This window comes from Aquimarina rubra (genome assembly GCF_042684305.1).
Lineage (GTDB): Bacteria > Bacteroidota > Bacteroidia > Flavobacteriales > Flavobacteriaceae > Aquimarina > Aquimarina rubra.
Window position 1 is genome coordinate 76,149 of sequence record NZ_JBHULE010000004.1, and the last position, 18,532, is coordinate 94,680.

Consider the following 18,532-nt stretch of genomic DNA (forward strand, 5'->3'; position numbering starts at 1 on the left):
TATGAATCTCGACCAACCCATATCGCATTTCCGAACACAATTATATCAAGTAGCAGATATGGTGGCGGAGCTTTATACCGAAACTGAAAAACAAAAGGTATTCTCCAATCCTAACTCTCTTAAGGTCAAGGAAATTTTTAATGAGCCTATTCCTCTTACCGCCTCTTCGATTGAAGATTTATTGCACAAGATTAAAGAAGAAGTTTTTATAAACTCAACCAAACACTATAGTCCACATTTTTATCCATGGGTTACATCCTGCGCATCACAAGCTAGTATTCTCGGAGATTTTTTAGCGACAGCTTTAAACGTGAATGCCACTACTTGGATGAACTCCGCAGCGGCCAGTGAAGTTGAAAAGCAAGTAGTTCAATGGATTGGAGAGTTTATAGGCTACGACTCAAAAGCATCGGGTGTTTTGGTAAGTGGTGGTTCTACCGCAAATCTTACAGGATTAACCTTGGCCAGAAAACAAATGGCTGTACAAGACATCTCTCAAGTTGGATTAAAACACACACAACAGTTCACTGTATATGCTTCTGAACAAACTCATTTCTGCATAGATAAAAGTATAATTACGCTGGGTATTGGGAAACAATATTTGCGTAAGATTAAAACCCTGCACAATTACACCATTGATTTAATACAATTAGAGCATCAAATTAAAACGGACATCGCCAAAGGGTTTAAACCGATGTGTGTTGTGGGCAACGCGGGAACAGTCAATTCAGGAGCTATAGATCCCTTGGAATCTATTAGTTCAATTTGCAAAAAATATAATCTTTGGTTTCACATCGATGCCGCTTATGGTGGTTGCGCTGCAAACCTTCCAGATACGAGAGAATTATTTAAAGGATTTGAAAAAGCAGATTCTGTGGCAGTAGATTTGCATAAGTGGTTATTTGTTCCGTTCGAGGCAGGATGTGTTCTTGTAAAAGATAAAGAACATTTAAGGCAAACCTTCAAACTGGTACCAGAATATCAAAAGTTTGACTACGATGCTGAGGAAAAAGTAGATTTTTCTGAATACAGTTTTCAGCAATCCCGTAACTTTAAGGCTCTGAAGGTTTGGATGAATTTCAAGACATATGGCCAGACCAAATTGAAATCTGCCATTAAAGGTAGTATTACGGTGATGAATCATCTAACAAAAATAGTTGAAGAATCTTCTGATTTCGAACTTATCACACACGGTTTATCTATAGTATGTTTTAGGTACATTGGGAATTATAAAATTGAAAGTTTACAACAAATAAACGAGATCAATCTTAAGTTGGTTAAACTATCAGAAATTGATGGAAGAGTTTTTATTCGGGATACGAACTTGAATGGAATGATTGTCCTAAGAGCTTGCTGTACCAATTTTAGAAGAGAGAAAAAACACGTAGAATATTTAATCAAAATACTCCGAGATTTGGCTAAGAAAACGAAATAAATAAATTGATTTATATGAAAACCTATATAGTAGATTCTTTCACAAATATTGCTTTTAAAGGAAATCCCGCTGGGGTTTGTATTATTGACACTATGGTTGAAGGAAAATTAAGGATATAAACAAATAGCCCCAAAGACCTATAAAAACAACAAATTAGAAATATGAAACTAAACAAAAAGAAATTTATCAAATGGATTTTATCGCTCTTCGCTTTATTTCTACTTATCGCTATAGTTGGCCTTATCATGATAAACCAAGAAACCAAATCAATTTACGGTGGTGAAACAGAAGTAGTAGACCATCAACAATTTCAATTAAAACCCGAAAAGTTCATCGTTGAGAATGTAAACCTATTATCAGAAAATGGAGATAGCTTAATTAAAAATCAAAGTATTCTTATAGAAGATGGAATGATTAAAGCTATTGATACTCTCATATTGTCCTCAAGTGATGTCAATATAATCGACGGCACAGGAAAATACCTTATACCAGGCCTTATTGATGCACACGTGCACTTATTAGAAAGTAAGAATGACTTACTACTTTATGTTGCAAACGGTATTACACAGGTGCGAGAGATGATTGGTGCAGAACATCATCTTGAGTGGAGAAATCAAATAGAAAATGGTAGACTTGGTCCGAAATTATTTGTGGCTTCACCAAGACTAGGAACTTTTGGTACTATGGAGGGAAAGTTTATGGAATTCTCACAATGGTATCTTAATGTTACCAATTCTAAACAGGCAAAAAAAATGGTTCAAGAGTTATACGAAGATGGCTATGATGGTATAAAAGTGTATAGTCAACTTAACAAAGAGTGTTATGAAGCCGTTGTAAATAAAGCTAATGAATTGGGAATGCCTGTTATGGGCCATATAGCTTGGGATATAACAATAGATGATTTGTACAAAAATGGTCAAAAAGGAATTGCTCATTTTGAAGAGTTGGCCAATGCACTCAAACGTGAATTTAAGGAGAAAAACAATATTCCCACAACCTTTGAAAAGGAAGATGAGTTTCTTGAATTTCTGAAAGTACGAGGTGAAAGTTTAGCAAAAGACTTGAAAACAAACAATATTACTGTAACATCAACCCTATGGCTTGCACAATCTTTCGAACCACAGAAATTCGAGCTAGAGAACGTTCTTAAACAAGTACAACTTCAATATGAAAATCCTGGAATAAGTGAATGGTCTAAACACGTGCCCGATGGTATCGGTTGGCTACCCCTAGTAAATCGCTATAAAATTCGGGGAAAACTTAGTGAAGAAGGATTAGAGAAGGAAAAGAAATATTGGTATACCTATGGATTAGCATGTAAAATTTTAGGCCGTATTCTACATAAGAATGGTGTGAAGATTATGGCTGGAACCGATGCAAACTTACCACCAGTAGTGCCAGGATTCTCCTTACACAATGAATTAGAAGTACTAGAAAGTATTGATATGACGAATCCTGAAATTCTAAAATCTGCCACAGCTATTCCAGCATCTTTTTTAGGCACTAACACTGGTGTGATAAAAGTGGGTTATGAAGCAAATCTTGTGCTCCTTGATAAAAATCCTTTAGAAGATATAAGCAATACAAAAGCTATAAACACAGTAATTCTTCGAGGTAGCATCATAGAGAGAACCATGTTAGATGATATTTTAAATGCTGTTGAACAGGCAAACAACAATAGTAGAACAGTTGATATTGATAAATATCTATGACCGAAAAAGACCAAATAGAAATATCGAAGAGAAAAGCAAAATTAGATATTCCCTTAATCCATCAGTTTATAACAAATAGCTATTGGGTAAAAGGAAGAACAATAAAGCAGGTAAAAACTTCTATAAACAATTCAGAGTGTTTTGGCTTATATCTTAATGGTAAACAAATTGGCTTTGCGCGAGTCATCAGTGACAAGGTAGTATTTGCATACATTATGGATGTATTTGTGATTAATAATGAACGAGACAATGGCTACGCTTCTCAATTAATGAACCATATCCTAAATGATAAAAACTATAATCAAGTGCAACAATGGTGTCTTAAAACGAAAGATGCACATAATTTTTATAGCAAGTTTGGATTTAAAAATTTAGATAACGAACAGTGGTTCTTGCAACATATATTAGAATAGTAAGTATGTTATTGCATTATTTCACAGCAAAAATTAAAAACTAAATGGAAATTAAGACTTTAGAGGGGACTGATTTAAAAGAAATTTTAAACATATTTAATAAATCCTTTTCCGACTATTATATTCCTTTTAAGTTAACCAAAAAGCAATTAAGTCTAAAAATGTTAGCTGATAAAACTAACCTTAAATTATCAGTTGGTGCGTTTGAAAATGGAAATTTAATCTCTTTTATTTTACATGGTTTTGATACTATTAATAATCAAAAAGTAGCCTATAATGCTGGAACAGGAGTTATTCCTGAGAAGAGAGGCATTGGACTAACTAAAAAAATGTATCGGTTCGTTTTACCTCTTTTAATTGAAAAAGAAATCAACAAGGTAATCCTTGAGGTAATTGATAAAAATATTCAAGCAATAAAATCTTATGAAAAGACTGGGTTTAGAACTAAAAGAGAACTAGTCTGTTATCATGGAAACATCAAAATTATCGCTACAAATAAAGATTTAGAACTAAAGAAACTACAAAAATATGATTGGAACACGATGCGTGCATTTTGGGATATATTGCCTACTTGGCAGAATTCAATAAATGTACTGAACTCTTTTAAATCTACTAACATATTACTTGGTGGTTATATTAAAAATCAGTTAGTAGGCTATGTTATTTATAATGCAGATATCAAAAGAATACTGCAAATTGCAGTAGGTCAAAATTTCAGGAAAAAGCAAATTGCCTCAACACTTATTTCTGAATTAACAAAAAAATATGGAAATAAACTCTCCGTCATCAACGTCGATAAATCATCCAAAAGCACACTCGAATTTTTCAGTAAAATAGGACTAGAGAAAAACCTAGAGCAACTAGAAATGGAATTAAACCTAAATAAATAAGCGTTATAAATAAAATAATACAAAGTCTCTGATAAATAAAATATAGGAATAATAATTGAAGATATACCTAATAAAACTATTACCATCTTGGCTTAAACTAAAAAGGTTTCCAATTACTGAGAAAATTTTACATCTTAGGGTGGAGAGACTCGAACTCCCTGACCTAATTGGTACTAGATTCTGCGTCTAAAGTGTCTACGAATTACATTACGACCTTTTTTCAATATTTTAGGAACTGTTATTAGATAAAGTCCTAAGTCAAACATCTAATAAAAAAGAAACTTCATAAATAATAATCAAAAAAATAATTGCAAATAATGAAATAATAGCTATTTTTGCAGCCTGATTGAAACAACCTCTGGCGAGAATCGTGAATGTTGCTTCAACAAAACATAAGTAAACTATTTCAAAAATGGAAGATTTAGTAAAATTCGTACAAGACGAGTTTGTTGCAAAAAAAGATTTACCTGAATTTTCGGCAGGAGATACTATCACAGTATATTACGAAATTAAAGAAGGAAGCAAGACACGTACACAGTTCTTTAGAGGAGTAGTAATCCAAAGAAGAGGATCTGGTTCTAGTGAGACGTTCACGATCAGAAAAATGTCTGGAACAGTAGGTGTAGAACGTATTTTTCCGGTAAACTTACCAGCACTTCAGAAGATTGAAGTAAATAAAAGAGGTAAAGTTCGTAGAGCACGTATATTCTACTTCAGAGAACTTACTGGTAAAAAAGCACGTATCAAAGAAAAAAGAAGCTAATACTAACTTCTTATATTATAAAAAAGGTTGCCAAAGAGCAGCCTTTTTTTATGAACAAAAGTTCATAACTACGGTTCATAACCAGTTGATAACTAAAACTATACAAAAAATTGATCCATAGATTCATTTTTGTTATTTTTATAAAAGAAAATATATAATGATAATAGAGATGACACAAGGATTCCTGATTTATATTTTTTCTAAACACGTTCTTTGAACATTTACATAAACCATCTTAAGATTAGGATAAATATAAAACGAAAGTTATTTTTTTGAGTACATCGTTGAAATCACTTTAAGGGTTCTCTTTAAAATCATTTCAAAATGAAATTCAAAAGAAAAAATTAAGTTTTGACACCTTTTTAATTTTAAGTGGCATTAGACTATTCGGATGAAAAACTGAAAAATCACATTAGTGATTTAGAAACACAAGCGTTCGCAATAGTCACCCGAGTAGTATTTAAATTAACATTGTATTTTCTGTGAAAAATTTAAATCTACTCAAAAACAGAAATAACAATTTGGTATAAATTAACGAAAGTTATTATTTCATAGCGGGTAAAACAGCTAACAATATTATTATTTCTGACAAAAGCCATATCAAGGTATTCGTATTATGATATGGCTTTTTACTTTTTATAACCATTCCTTAATAAGATTCCTTTTTTCTACGAAAACCGTTTTTTCAAACCTTTCTTTTTTAAAGATTTCCAATTCAATTCCTTTAACGCAAAACTAACAATATACAGGTTGCATTTAGCTCTCTATATTTGTATCTTCGCGCTCGGAAAATCTTACAGCAAATAGTATTATAACGTACAAAGTGTTTCGTCTACATAAAAAGAACGGCTAATATTGTTTGTCCAAAAGAAGTTAAACGACTAAATATTTCCTTAACATAGAGTATAATACATAAGATATGACGCTAATCAGTCCAAAATATCTTATTAAAAATCAAAAAATATGGGAATTGAATCCTCAAAAATTGTTTACACAAAAACTGATGAAGCACCTGCATTAGCTACCTATTCTTTTTTACCAATTGTCAAAAAGTTTACAAAAGCTGCGAATATCGATATAGAAACAAAAGATATATCGCTAGCAGCGAGAATTCTTGCAATTTTCCCGGAAAACCTTTCTGATAAACAAAAGCAAGATGACGCATTAGCAGAGCTAGGTCAACTTGCACTTAAACCAGAGGCTAATATTATCAAGCTTCCTAATATTAGTGCTTCAATTCCTCAGTTAAAAGCTGCGATTGCAGAATTACAATTACAAGGTTATAATATTCCTAATTATCCTGAAGAACCAAAGGATGATACTGAAAAAGAAATCAAAAGTAAATACGACAAAATAAAAGGTAGTGCTGTTAATCCGGTTCTTAGAGAAGGAAACTCTGATCGTAGAGCTCCTAAACCGGTAAAACAATATGCAAGAAAGAACCCACATTCTATGGGAGCCTGGAGTAGCGATTCTAAAACTCACGTAGCTACTATGAGTAATGGAGATTTCCGTTCTAACGAAAAGTCTGTTACTGTAACTGAAGCCGGAGATGTAAAAATCGAATTTGTAGATACTAACGGAACTACTACAGTTTTAAAAGAAAAAACAGCCTTGCTTGAAGGAGAAATAATCGATGCTACGGTAATGAGTAAAAAAGCATTGATTTCTTTTCTGGAAGAACAAATCGCAGATGCCAAAGATAAAAACGTGTTATTTTCATTGCATATGAAAGCAACCATGATGAAGGTATCAGATCCTATTATCTTTGGTCACGCAGTTGAAGTATTCTTTAAAGATGTTTTTGAGAAGCACGGTGAGATACTTGATGAAATTGGAGTTGAAGTAAATAATGGATTTGGAGACCTTGTCAATAAATTGAAGAAAATTCCAGATGCTACCAAAAGAGCTGAGATCGAAGCAGATATTAAAGCGTGTTATGCAAACGGCCCAGAATTAGCGATGGTAAATTCTGATGAGGGTATTACGAATCTTCACGTTCCCAGTGACGTTATTATTGATGCATCAATGCCAGCTATGATCCGTACATCAGGTCAGATGTGGGATGCTAATGGTAATACACAAGATACTAAAGCAGTTATTCCGGATAGTAGTTATGCCGGTATCTACCAGGAAACCATTGATTTCTGCAAAAAACATGGAGCTTTTGACCCAACTACTATGGGAACTGTTCCCAATGTAGGCTTAATGGCCCAAAAAGCTGAAGAATATGGCTCTCATGATAAAACATTCGAAATTAAAGGAAATGGATCTGTACGTGTTGTAGATGCAGCAGGTACTGTTTTAATTGAACATGCTGTAGAAGACGGAGATATCTGGAGAATGTGTCAAACCAAAGATGCTCCCGTAAAAGATTGGGTAAAACTTGCGGTAAGCAGAGCTCGAGCTACTGGTACTCCAGCGGTATTCTGGTTAGATAAAAGCAGAGCACACGATGCAAGTTTAATCGAAAAAGTGAACAAATATTTACCAGAACATGACACGGCAGGACTTGATATTAGAATCATGTCTCCCGTAGAAGCTACTAGATTTTCTTTAGAAAGAATCAAAGACGGAAAAGATACCATTTCTGTAACAGGAAATGTATTACGTGACTATAATACAGACCTCTTCCCTATTCTTGAATTAGGAACCAGTGCAAAAATGCTTTCTATTGTTCCATTAATGAATGGTGGAGGCTTATTCGAAACTGGTGCAGGAGGATCCGCTCCTAAGCATGTGCAGCAGTTTAACAAAGAAGGTCACTTACGTTGGGATTCTCTTGGTGAATTTCTTGCATTGGCAGTTTCTTTAGAACACTTAGGAGAAACTAATAATAATTCTAAGGCCTTAGTAATAGCGGAAGCATTAGATAAGGCAACAGAAGAGTTCTTGGAAAATAAAAAATCACCATCGAGAAAAGTAAACGAGCTAGATAATAGAGGAAGTCACTTCTATTTGGCTTTGTACTGGGCGCAGGCATTAGCTGAGCAAACACAGGATGTTGATTTACAAACAGAATTTAAGTCAATTGCAGAGGAATTAGCTAGTAATGAAACTACGATTATTAATGAACTTAATGACGCACAAGGAAGTGCTGTAGATATGGGCGGTTATTACTGGCCAGATGTTACTAAGGTTGCTAACGCAATGAGACCTAGTGCAACATTGAATAAGATTATAGGAGCTTAATTAGATAACTTAACAAAGTTAAAAGCCTGTAAAACGTTTTGTTTTACAGGCTTTTTTTATCATAAAGAGCTTGCATCTTCTTTCCAACAATGTATAAGAATTAAACTTCAAAAGGATACGAAAAAAGTGATTTGAAATATCTGAAAATCCTTGCACCATAATTCGGCACAGAAATTGATAATTGTAAATACTATAAAGAAATAGCATCAAACCCCAAAATGAAAACCAAAGTTATTGTAGCAACCAAAAAAATAGATACTAACTATGTATTTTCAGAAAACAACCAAGTATATCTTAAACGCAAATCCGGTGTTAAACCCTCAAATAGTAATACTATATACTCCGAAGAATGGTATCCCATTAGCTTTTGCTGGGAGTCTCAATTAGACAACTAATCTTTTTATTTCAAAAGACTGATTTTAATAATTAAATAACATTTGTCTATCAAAATAGTCTGTAGATTTACAAAAGATGTTGGTGCTGTAACGTGTGCAATACTTTACAGTCTACTTATTAGTATACTTACTTGAAAAACCTATCTCTTGAAAAAGCATAACTCTCTAAGTTCATTACTGCTACTCCTATTTATCATATGTCACTCAGCACTATTAGCACAGGAAAAATTTACTATAAACGGTACCATAACAGAACAATCCAGTAACGAAACTTTAATCGGGGTTAATGTTCTTTTTCCTGAAGTTGGTAAAGGTGTGGTTACTAATGAATATGGATTTTATTCTATTACCTTACCAGAAGGAACGTATAAACTACAGGTTAGTTACTTAGGTTTTAAAGATATTATTCAGGAAATCACCCTTGATGAAGATAAGAAACTGAATTTTCAATTATTGGAAGCTTCAGAAATGCTAGAGGAAGTTGTGATTACTGAAAATGTGGAAAAAGTTAATATTAAGACTCCGCAAATGAGCCTTAACAAACTTTCAGCGGGAACTATCAAACAAATTCCCGTAGTTCTTGGAGAAGCTGATGTTATCAAATCCATCGTATTACTACCAGGTGTAACCAGTGGTGGCGAAGGCGCTTCGGGATTTAATGTACGAGGTGGTGCAGCAGATCAAAACCTAATTCTATTGGATGAAGCTACGATATTTAATTCTTCACACCTTTTCGGGTTCTTTTCGGTTTTTAATCCGGATGCTATCAAAGATATCAAACTCTACAAAGGAGGCATTCCTGCAAAATATGGAGGCCGTGTATCTTCTGTACTAGATATTTATCAAAAAGAAGGGAACAGTAAAGAATATCACCTTAGCGGGGGTCTTGGATTGGTATCCAGTAGATTATTGGCAGAAGGTCCGATTGTAAAAAACAAAGGAGCCTTTCTGGTTGGAGGTCGTGCATCGTATGCACATCTTTTTCTCCCGCTAGTAGATGATGGCAACGATAATGTCGCATATTTTTATGACCTCAATACCAAATTGAACTATAAAATTAATGAGAACAATAATATCTTCCTATCGGGGTATTTTGGTCGTGATGTTTTCTCCATTAGTGAAAGTTTTAGAAACACATACGGTAATACGGTCTTAAACCTGAGATGGAATCATTTATTCTCAGACAAACTATTCTCTAACCTATCCCTAATATATTCAGATTATTTTTATGGATTAGAACTTGATTTTGTAGGATTTGAATGGGATTCTGGCATTAGAAATTTCAACGTAAAATATGACTTAAAACATTACCTAAGCGATAATTTTCAGCTTAATTATGGTATTAATGACATCTACTATCGTTTCAATCCCGGTGAGATCAAACCAAATAGTGAAGATTCTGGAATCATAAGAGATAAGCTTATCGATAAATATGCCAATGAATTAGGGGTTTATATAGATGCTGAGCATAAAATTTCGAATAAACTATCCTTACAATATGGAATACGGCTAAGTAATTTTACCAGATTGGGTCAAGATGAATTAAACATTTATGAAAATGATAATCCTTTATTATTTAATGAGGAATTACAAATTTATGAAGCTGCAAACCCTATTGGAACTGAGAGAATCAGTAGAAGTGATCAAATAGAAAATTTTACGAACCTCGAACCAAGAGTAGCATTGGCGTATGCTTTTAACGATAATACTTCTATAAAAGCCAGTTATAATAGAATGGCGCAATACCTACATCTATTATCTAATACCAACTCTCCCACTCCATTAGACGTCTGGACTCCCAGTGGAAAGTATGTAAAGCCACAGTTGTTAAATCAATATGCTATAGGATATTTTAAAAGTATCAAAGATGACACTTATTCGATAGAAGCAGAAGTATTTTATAAAGACATCGAAAACAGAATTGATTATATAGATGGAGCGGAGCTTATCGCAAACGACGCTATAGAACAAGAGATCCTCAATGGAGAAGCCAGAGCCTATGGTTTAGAATTATTACTACGAAAGAATCAAGGTAAGTTTAAAGGATGGTTAGCCTACACGTTATCTAAATCTGAACAACGAACGCCAGGAAGAACACCAACAGAGATTGGTATTAATAATGGTGAATGGTATAATACACCTTATGACAAGACACACGATATTTCTTTTAATGGAAGTTATGAATTGAATGAAAAATGGAAATTCAATGCCAATTTCTTATTTCAAACTGGGCAACCTACTAATTACCCTACCGGACAATTTGAATACCAAGGATTAATTGTCCCTATTTATGATGGCTTACGTAATGATCAAAGGTTACCTGCCTATCATCGTATGGATATTTCGGCGACTTTAACACCTAGAAAAAACAAAAACAGAAAATGGCAAGGAGAATGGGTTTTTAGTATTTATAATCTGTATAATCGTAGAAACGCAGCCTCGATTACATTTAGCCAGAATACCGAAACTTTTGTAAATGAAGCTGTAAGAACTTCAATTTTTGGAATTGTGCCTGCTATTACTTATAATTTTAAATTTTAATACAATGAAAAAGCTATTGTATATCATAATCGGACTAATTATTTTCACTAGTTGTGAAGATGTTATTGATGTTGATGTTCCTAATGGAGTACCAAGATTAGTAATCGATGCTTCTTTTGAGATTTATTTAGATGAAGATCCTATTGATGCACTAGGCGGTGTACGCCTTACATTATCAGCTCCTTTTTTTGATGATGCAGTACCTACAGTTAGTGACGCAACCGTATTTGTAACGAATCTCTCGGATAACTCTGTAATTAATTTTATAGAATCTTCTGAACCGGGATTGTTTATTCCTGAAAACACTAATATCATCCCTGAGTTTGATATTGATTATGAACTTACTGTAATTTATGAAGGTGAAACTTATAAAGCCACAGCTCAACTTATTCCTACAGTAGCTATCGATAATGTCGAACAAGGAGACGGAACTCTATTTGAAGGAGATGAAACAGAGGTAATTATTTTCTTTACAGATGATGGGAATAGAGATGATTTTTATTTGTTTGATTTTGATTTTAATCTATACCTTCCTAGTGAAGATCGATTCTATCAGGGTGAAGCTTTTAACTTCTCCTATTTTTATGAAGACATGGTTGGCGGTGAGGAAGTCACTATCAAAATCCTTGGAATAGACCAACGATACTATAATTATTCTAATTTGCTAATCGAACAGAGCGATCAGCAAGGCGGTAATCCTTTTCAAACACCTCCTGCGCAAATACGTGGAAATATTATCAATACCACAAACCCGGATAATTTTGCATTAGGATACTTTAATCTATCCGAAGCTAACCGTTTTCAATTTACTATTGAAGAGTGATCAGGAAAATCAGTATTTTTGAAGCATGACGTTTACCAAAATAACAGAACAAGCTTCAAATTATAATCATCTCGAAAAGATGAATATCACTGAATTACTGACTAACATCAATAAAGAAGATAAAACAGTAGCTGAAGCTGTAGAAAAATCGATTCCCCAAATTGAAACATTGGTATCTCAAATTGTGGAAAAACTAAAAAATGGCGGCAGACTTTTCTATATGGGTGCCGGAACCAGTGGTCGGTTAGGTGTTGTAGATGCCAGCGAATGCCCTCCTACCTTTGGAGTCTCTCACGATTTAGTTATTGGCCTAATTGCTGGTGGTGATCTAGCCATAAGAAAAGCGGTAGAATTTGCAGAAGATAGTACAGAACAAGGTTGGAAAGACCTTGAAGCTTATAAAATTTCGGAAAAAGATGTTGTTATAGGCATAGCAGCTTCGGGAACAACTCCTTATGTTATAGGAGCTTTAAAAAAATGTAATGAATCTAATATCATCACAGGTTGTATCACTTGTAACGAAGGAAGTCCCTTGGCAACGACAGCACAATATCCTATTGTGGTGACTGTTGGCCCTGAATTTGTTACAGGGAGCTCACGTATGAAAGCAGGTACTGCTCAAAAATTAGTACTAAATATGATATCAACCGCTACTATGATCCAATTAGGAAGAGTAAAAGGCAATAAAATGGTCGATATGCAACTTAGCAATAACAAACTGGTGGATCGCGGTACTAGAATGATTATGGAAGAATTAAAAATCGAAAGAGAATTAGCTGCCCAATTATTAGAAAAATATGGTAGTGTTCGAGAAGCAATAAACAATTATGGAGCCTAGGAGAACAGATAAAGAATTACTTGGTAAAGGAGTACAACGTATGGCAATTGCGTTGATATTTATGTTTATTAGTCCGGTTATTATACATTCAGCGTTTAAAAATCAGGATCATCCATATTATATTCCTATTTTAATTTTAGGGTTATTAGGAGCTGCTTTTGCTATTTTCATGGCATTTAGAGGGTTAAAAACTATTATGGATTCTATTTTTGGAAAGAAATAGCTTTTTAGTTCTAAAAAATTAAAAATCAGGAATAATACTGCTACTACTCCTGATTTGTTAAGGTGGTCAAAATTTACTTTACCCAACCTACTACTCCTTCGTAAGCGAGTCCTGCATTAACTCCTTCCGAATAACTCTTTGTAAATAAATGATCAGAATTGGCTGTATCATAAAAACGATACAGTTTTACTGTACCATTACCAGAACTCTTCTGTATCAAAACGTACTTTCTGGTAACATTTTTCCACCCTTGTCTACGTAAATTCCAAAATTCCGTCCCGCTGGTAGTCATAATGAAATCTTTATTTTGCGGATGTATCATAAAATACAAAACATTGTATTTGTTTCTATCAAACCCGGTCGATGTACTGGAAACAGGAGTTGTAAACGCAACGCCCTCATAAGTACCTATTGCAGATCCTGTTCCACTTTGTGTTCTATAAGTATGCAAAGACAATGATCCTCCTGCGTAATACCTATATACTTTTTCATTCACAATACTTGCAGCAGCCTTAGGACCGTATTCTGAATTAGAAATGGAATCAGGAGTAACTAAAGACTCTTCTGAAACAAAATCGTCATTTTCTGCTTCACAGGAAGTTAATACTATCGAAACAGTTAAAAGCATCATTGAAATCCAACATAAAAATTTACTCGTTTTCATAATTTATAGGTTTTAAGAATTTATAAGATAAATGTCTTAAATCAAACATTAGAAAAATTACTAATATGGAGATTTGTAATGATTTTGTGGACGAAGGTTAATATCTAAAGGGAAGACGTTCTATATATATTATATTTATAGTAAGAATTTGCTTTTTAAGATACTAAATTTTATAGTAAAACCACTTCTATCTTATATATAAGACAGAAAGAAAAAAGAGCGATTTTATGTAAAACCGCTCTCTTTTATTAAAATATTCAAATGAATCATACTCCCTTAGCATTTCAGAAATACTGAAAAAATCTTGTAGAGTGTTTTTAAATATCCTAAATTTTAATTACCACTACCGGCATCTGCACAATCAGTCGGTAAAGCATCATACTCTGTAGAAAATGCATTCTCAGGGATACAATCAAAACCTCTATAGGATTCAATAGCTTCTCTTAGTACTACACAGGTAGTTGGATTTGGAGTAGCCTCATAAGATGTAACTGCAGTTTCAACAGCTAATCTAGAAGCAAGTGTTTGATTTTCACAAGCTACACTATCAATTGCATCCTGAGCATCATCACTACCGCAAGAGGTTATGAATATAACCGATCCTACTAATACTGCTTTCCCTAAGTTCTTCAAAAAATTGTTTTGAATTTTCATTGCTTTAATTTTAAAATAAATTGATAAATTGTTCATAAACCTAACGCTATAGTAACAAAATATTGTGCAACTGTTACCTTATTATTAATTAAGATATTATTGTTTGGTCTTATGCGCTTTATACAAAACCTATATTAGCACAAACTAAAATACTGATTTCCTTATCACTAATATTTATATAATAAAATTAATTTTCATTAACTATTCTCTGATTTTCTATCCGTTCTTTTAATTCATCAATATATCGCAAAGCATTTTTATTTTCATAATCGGTATATGCTGTTGTAGCCCATTCTATAGCTTTTGTATAGTCTCCTTTGATTTCATTGTAAAAAGCCATATTAAAGCATGCTTGTCCGGCTATTTCAGGATCAGGATTAGAGGTTTCTTTTTCCCATAACTCAGCTGCTCCTTCCCATTGCCCGGTTTCCACTTTTCGTTTTGCTATTTCAAAATTTGGTGTCGCTTTTACATAATAATCACGATATACTTTATCTTTATAAGGCAATAACCTTAAAGCATAATCGCTTCCAATTTTTTGGCTAATCTGTAAAACTGATTGCTTTCTGTTTGTTGCAGCTTCAATTGCTTTTATCGGATTAACACCCTTACCCTTAGACCTTGTTCTCTCGTTTACAGAAAGTTGATCACATACTTTTTTACGAATTGGGTCATAAATTCGCCACCCGGTCTTAATTCTTGTATCTATATTTACAATATGTTCAATTGCAGGAATTTCTATACCTAGTGGACCTTCTATCTTTGTATTTTCAACAGTATAGGTTGCTTTAGCATCTGTATCATATATTGCTAAACTAAAAATAGCATCTACATTATTTTTTTTGCATAAATCTTCTATTTGATCCCAACTTAAAGATGAAGGAAAAACACCTCCACCTGGGTTTTGGTCCAGTTTTACAGGTAATACAACGACTTCAGTAAACCTAGGATTTTGTAATAGTGCTGTTTTTAAAGCTACAATCGCTTGCTCTGCACCTTCTTTATCCAGCTTTTCACCTTCAATAGATAATATTTTATCTACCTGATCTAATCCGCTATTTTCGTCAGAAGGTATGCTCCTGTTAAGAATCCCAATTTTTTTTACGCTAGCATCAAGAGAAACTATAGGAGGTTTAATCACCTCTGTTTTTAATGATTTTTTGCTACCGCATCCGATTATTAAAATACAAAATAATGGTAGGACAAATATTTTATATGTGAACTTATGTTTCATGATTTTATGGTTTTTAGAATCTTAAAAAGATATATTACTAGTAGTAACTAAAAAACAGAAAGAGCGGTTTTCCCCAAAAACCACCCTTCCCTAGAGATATTTATATAAACCAATTAATTAGGTACGAATCCCCAAGAGTTACCATTAACTTGTGCTCCTACAGTTAGATTTCCGTTTTCAATTTCTATACCAGCCGCAGACCCATCAGTACTTACCGTTGCATATGAACCATTTCCGCTACCAATAAACCTTAATCCGGTTATTGAAGGAACTCCATTACTAAAACTAATAGAATATACAGTTCCCGAACCAGAAATTGTTGCAGTACCATCTACACCTGCAACAATATTCATCCCATCCGCCGATGTATAAGATAATTCGCCGTTATACGTGATTACTGTTTCTGCAGGAAGCGTGGCAAACTGTGCTACTGCACCATCATCATCATTGTCACCACAAGATACTATCATTAGGACAGATAATACCAATACTACTTTACTCAAGTTTTTTAAAAGATTGTTCTTAGTTTTCATTGCTTTTAATTTTAAAATAAATTGTTAAATCGAAAGTAAACTTAACAGACTTATTACCAAGCAAACCGCTACTGTGGACTTTTGTAAAGAATTTGTTGACCAAAAGCATATTTAAAAGGAACAGCGTTATTGCCCCTTGCGTTTGAATTAAGAACTAATAACGAATCCAGAAGAAACTTCTTACTTTATTATAAACTAGATATTTATAACGAGTGCTTTCTCTAAAACCACAAAATCTACTACAAACATCCTTATATCCTGACCATTCGTCCTCATTTTTCAATTTTATCCCCTTCCTGATATTAATTTAAGGGAGTAAATGGGATATTTCCTATATCAATTCAACTAATATGGCAACAGATACTCAAGTACAAATATTCATCGATGGTGCACCCATTCCGGCATTTCAAAGTTTATCGCTGCATCAGGAAATTGATGCACATCACAGTTTTGAATTAATATGTAGAAAAGATGTTCTAGAGACAGTAACAGACGACATCTCTGGCGAAAGTATTAATTTCTTGGGGGCAGTTTTTCTGCTAAAAATACAGTCCGTTAATGGTTTTTCTGACGATGAAATATTAGAATTTAAAGGAATCGTTACCACCATCAATACCATCAAGGGATTCTATCAAAAAACAGGAGACCTGGTGCATATTTTAGGAAAAAGTAGTAGCATCATTGCAGATGACGGACCACATTATACTTCTCATCAAGACATTAGTATATCTGAGATTTTGGAAAAAACATTTACAGGATATGATAAAGGAATTTTGGGACTTAAAATTTCTCCAAAAAAAGTAACTCCTGTTCATTATAGTGTGCAACAAGAAGAAAGTGCTTTTGAATATGCCAGTAGACTAGCCGCACAATATGGCGAATGGTTTTATTATAATGGCACCGAATTGGTATTTGGAAAACCCGAAACCAAAGAACCTGTAAAATTGCGGTATGGATATGATCTTCTGGAACTATCTATGAAACTAGAAGCGATTCCTAATAACTTTAAATATTTCACCAATGATTATTTAACGGATGGTTTACACGAAGTAAAGACAAAAGAATTGAATTCTAACACCAAAGGATTTATATCCTCTGTTAGCCAAAAAAGTGACAAGCTATTTAGAAAGGAAACCCAGGTTTTTGTGAGTGCTCATGATGATGCTCAAATGAAATCTAGAATTGATGATCAGATTTTACTTCAAAAACAAGCTAATGAAGTAAATCAGGTAAAAGTAACAGGAAAAAGTAGTAATCCCAGCCTCACAATAGGTAGCACCGTATTAATAGATGGAGAGGCCTCATCATACGGAGGTTACAGGATTACCAAAATAAAGCATAGTTGTACTGAAAATGGAAGATATGAAAACTCCTTTGAAGCAACTACTACAGAAACTGATGCATATCCAAAAACATCCATTAAAGCATTTCCGAAAGGTAAATCCCAAACTGCGGTTGTTGTAGACAATGTAGATCCAGAAGGAATGGGACGTGTAAAAATACAATATGCATGGCAAAAAGAAACAGGTGAAACCTCTCCATGGATTAGACAAGCTAGTCTCGCTGGTGGACCAGGACAAGGAATGTATTTTGTTCCGGAAAAAGGAGATGAAGTTATTGTTGATCACGAAGGAGGTAATGCAGAGACTCCCATTGTAAAAGGAAGCGTAACCAATGCTTCTTCTGTCCCGGAAAGTTTTAAGAGTGGTAACAATCACCTAAAAGCCATCAAAACACGAAGTGGTAATCAGGTTACTCTTAATGATGCAGATGGTAGTGTTACGATCGCAGACCCTAGTGGAAATACCATTGTGATGGGTGGTAACGGAGAAATTACGATTAATGCTCCCAATAAGATCACCTTCTCCTCTACTGATATTGTTATGGAAGCTAGTAATGATATTACAGTGAATGCTGCAAGTAATATTAATGCCAGTGCCGGTAGTAATTTTAGTGCTAATGCATCTAGTAATATGAACTTAGATGGAGGTAGTAATTTTAGTGCTAGTGGAGGTTCCAAAGCTTCTTTAAAAGGAAAAACAACTTCTATCAGTGGTAAGCGAATTTCTATTACTGCATCCGTAATGGCAAATATACAGGCTGGAGTGGCTATGACTATTGCAGCTACGGGTCTTGGGATAGTTGCTGCAGGTATGGCTAAAATATTTGGTGGAAAAGTAAAAGTAAATGGTGGACGCGTAGAAATAAACAATTAAATCGAA

16 protein-coding genes are annotated in these 18,532 nt (G+C 33.9%); 12 read left to right on the forward strand and 4 right to left on the reverse strand.

The window, feature by feature from the left end:
* The first annotated feature begins 1 nt into the window (after position 1).
* From ACFSR1_RS03915 to ACFSR1_RS03965, 11 genes are all read left to right on the forward strand, one after another.
* Positions 2–1,435, forward strand: coding sequence for a pyridoxal phosphate-dependent decarboxylase family protein (locus ACFSR1_RS03915; protein ID WP_378289843.1), 1,434 nt, complete (start codon positions 2–4; stop codon positions 1,433–1,435).
* 161 nt (positions 1,436–1,596) lie between these two features.
* Complete coding sequence (locus ACFSR1_RS03920) at positions 1,597–3,147, forward strand: amidohydrolase family protein (RefSeq protein ID WP_378289845.1); 1,551 nt, start codon at positions 1,597–1,599, stop codon at positions 3,145–3,147.
* Entirely contained in the window at positions 3,144–3,560 is a 417-nt protein-coding gene (locus ACFSR1_RS03925; protein ID WP_378289847.1) for a GNAT family N-acetyltransferase, read from the forward strand. The genes ACFSR1_RS03920 and ACFSR1_RS03925 overlap by 4 nt, the downstream gene beginning before the upstream one ends.
* Positions 3,561–3,604: 44 nt before the next feature.
* On the forward strand, positions 3,605–4,450 hold the full coding sequence (locus ACFSR1_RS03930) for a GNAT family N-acetyltransferase (RefSeq protein WP_378289849.1): 846 nt from the start codon (positions 3,605–3,607) through the stop codon (positions 4,448–4,450).
* 412 nt (positions 4,451–4,862) lie between these two features.
* Complete coding sequence (rplS, locus tag ACFSR1_RS03935) at positions 4,863–5,213, forward strand: 50S ribosomal protein L19 (protein ID WP_378289851.1); 351 nt, start codon at positions 4,863–4,865, stop codon at positions 5,211–5,213.
* Between the two features lie 963 nt (positions 5,214–6,176).
* On the forward strand, positions 6,177–8,405 hold the full coding sequence (locus tag ACFSR1_RS03940) for an NADP-dependent isocitrate dehydrogenase (RefSeq protein ID WP_378289853.1): 2,229 nt from the start codon (positions 6,177–6,179) through the stop codon (positions 8,403–8,405).
* Between the two features lie 218 nt (positions 8,406–8,623).
* Positions 8,624–8,800, forward strand: a complete 177-nt coding sequence (locus tag ACFSR1_RS03945; protein ID WP_378289854.1) for a hypothetical protein — start codon at positions 8,624–8,626, stop codon at positions 8,798–8,800.
* A 147-nt stretch (positions 8,801–8,947) separates the two neighbouring features.
* Entirely contained in the window at positions 8,948–11,341 is a 2,394-nt protein-coding gene (locus tag ACFSR1_RS03950) for a TonB-dependent receptor (protein ID WP_378289856.1), read from the forward strand.
* Between the two features lie 4 nt (positions 11,342–11,345).
* A complete protein-coding gene (locus tag ACFSR1_RS03955) occupies positions 11,346–12,164 on the forward strand; it encodes a DUF4249 family protein (protein WP_378289858.1) in 819 nt (272 codons plus the stop codon).
* 25 nt (positions 12,165–12,189) lie between these two features.
* Complete coding sequence (murQ, locus tag ACFSR1_RS03960) at positions 12,190–13,002, forward strand: N-acetylmuramic acid 6-phosphate etherase (RefSeq protein WP_378289860.1); 813 nt, start codon at positions 12,190–12,192, stop codon at positions 13,000–13,002.
* Positions 12,992–13,225 carry a DUF6095 family protein gene (locus tag ACFSR1_RS03965; RefSeq protein ID WP_378289862.1) on the forward strand — a complete coding sequence of 78 codons (234 nt, stop codon included), beginning with the start codon at positions 12,992–12,994 and terminating at the stop codon, positions 13,223–13,225. The genes murQ and ACFSR1_RS03965 overlap by 11 nt, the downstream gene beginning before the upstream one ends.
* A 73-nt stretch (positions 13,226–13,298) precedes the next feature.
* On the opposite strand, the gene ACFSR1_RS03970 is transcribed toward ACFSR1_RS03965, so the two are convergent.
* The 4 genes from ACFSR1_RS03970 to ACFSR1_RS03985 all read right to left on the reverse strand — a co-directional run bounded on the left by ACFSR1_RS03970 (position 13,299) and on the right by ACFSR1_RS03985 (position 16,310).
* Positions 13,299–13,889, reverse strand: coding sequence for a hypothetical protein (locus ACFSR1_RS03970; protein WP_378289864.1), 591 nt, complete (start codon positions 13,887–13,889; stop codon positions 13,299–13,301).
* Between the two features lie 333 nt (positions 13,890–14,222).
* The gene (locus ACFSR1_RS03975; RefSeq protein ID WP_378289866.1) at positions 14,223–14,543 is read right to left on the reverse strand and encodes a hypothetical protein; all 321 of its coding nucleotides are present in this window, start codon (positions 14,541–14,543) and stop codon (positions 14,223–14,225) included.
* Positions 14,544–14,730: 187 nt separating this feature from the next.
* Positions 14,731–15,777, reverse strand: coding sequence for a DUF6340 family protein (locus tag ACFSR1_RS03980; protein WP_378289868.1), 1,047 nt, complete (start codon positions 15,775–15,777; stop codon positions 14,731–14,733).
* A gap of 113 nt (positions 15,778–15,890) precedes the next feature.
* Entirely contained in the window at positions 15,891–16,310 is a 420-nt protein-coding gene (locus tag ACFSR1_RS03985; protein ID WP_378289869.1) for a hypothetical protein, read from the reverse strand.
* Positions 16,311–16,660: 350 nt separating this feature from the next.
* Between ACFSR1_RS03985 and ACFSR1_RS03990 the strand changes: the two genes are divergently transcribed.
* Positions 16,661–18,526, forward strand: a complete 1,866-nt coding sequence (locus ACFSR1_RS03990) for a type VI secretion system Vgr family protein (protein ID WP_378289871.1) — start codon at positions 16,661–16,663, stop codon at positions 18,524–18,526.
* Positions 18,527–18,532 lie beyond the last annotated feature (6 nt).

Excerpts from the sequence above, each read along its gene's own strand:
- ACFSR1_RS03915 (WP_378289843.1), top strand. The coding sequence starts at position 2 with ATGAATCTCGACCAACCCATATCGCATTTCCGAACACAATTATATCAA.
- ACFSR1_RS03920 (WP_378289845.1), top strand. The coding sequence starts at position 1,597 with ATGAAACTAAACAAAAAGAAATTTATCAAATGGATTTTATCGCTCTTC.
- ACFSR1_RS03925 (WP_378289847.1), top strand. The coding sequence starts at position 3,144 with ATGACCGAAAAAGACCAAATAGAAATATCGAAGAGAAAAGCAAAATTA.
- ACFSR1_RS03930 (WP_378289849.1), top strand. The coding sequence starts at position 3,605 with ATGGAAATTAAGACTTTAGAGGGGACTGATTTAAAAGAAATTTTAAAC.
- rplS (WP_378289851.1), top strand. The coding sequence starts at position 4,863 with ATGGAAGATTTAGTAAAATTCGTACAAGACGAGTTTGTTGCAAAAAAA.
- ACFSR1_RS03940 (WP_378289853.1), top strand. The coding sequence starts at position 6,177 with ATGGGAATTGAATCCTCAAAAATTGTTTACACAAAAACTGATGAAGCA.
- ACFSR1_RS03945 (WP_378289854.1), top strand. The coding sequence starts at position 8,624 with ATGAAAACCAAAGTTATTGTAGCAACCAAAAAAATAGATACTAACTAT.
- ACFSR1_RS03955 (WP_378289858.1), top strand. The coding sequence starts at position 11,346 with ATGAAAAAGCTATTGTATATCATAATCGGACTAATTATTTTCACTAGT.
- murQ (WP_378289860.1), top strand. The coding sequence starts at position 12,190 with ATGACGTTTACCAAAATAACAGAACAAGCTTCAAATTATAATCATCTC.
- ACFSR1_RS03965 (WP_378289862.1), top strand. The coding sequence starts at position 12,992 with ATGGAGCCTAGGAGAACAGATAAAGAATTACTTGGTAAAGGAGTACAA.
- ACFSR1_RS03970 (WP_378289864.1), bottom strand. The coding sequence starts at position 13,889 with ATGAAAACGAGTAAATTTTTATGTTGGATTTCAATGATGCTTTTAACT.
- ACFSR1_RS03975 (WP_378289866.1), bottom strand. The coding sequence starts at position 14,543 with ATGAAAATTCAAAACAATTTTTTGAAGAACTTAGGGAAAGCAGTATTA.
- ACFSR1_RS03980 (WP_378289868.1), bottom strand. The coding sequence starts at position 15,777 with ATGAAACATAAGTTCACATATAAAATATTTGTCCTACCATTATTTTGT.
- ACFSR1_RS03985 (WP_378289869.1), bottom strand. The coding sequence starts at position 16,310 with ATGAAAACTAAGAACAATCTTTTAAAAAACTTGAGTAAAGTAGTATTG.
- ACFSR1_RS03990 (WP_378289871.1), top strand. The coding sequence starts at position 16,661 with ATGGCAACAGATACTCAAGTACAAATATTCATCGATGGTGCACCCATT.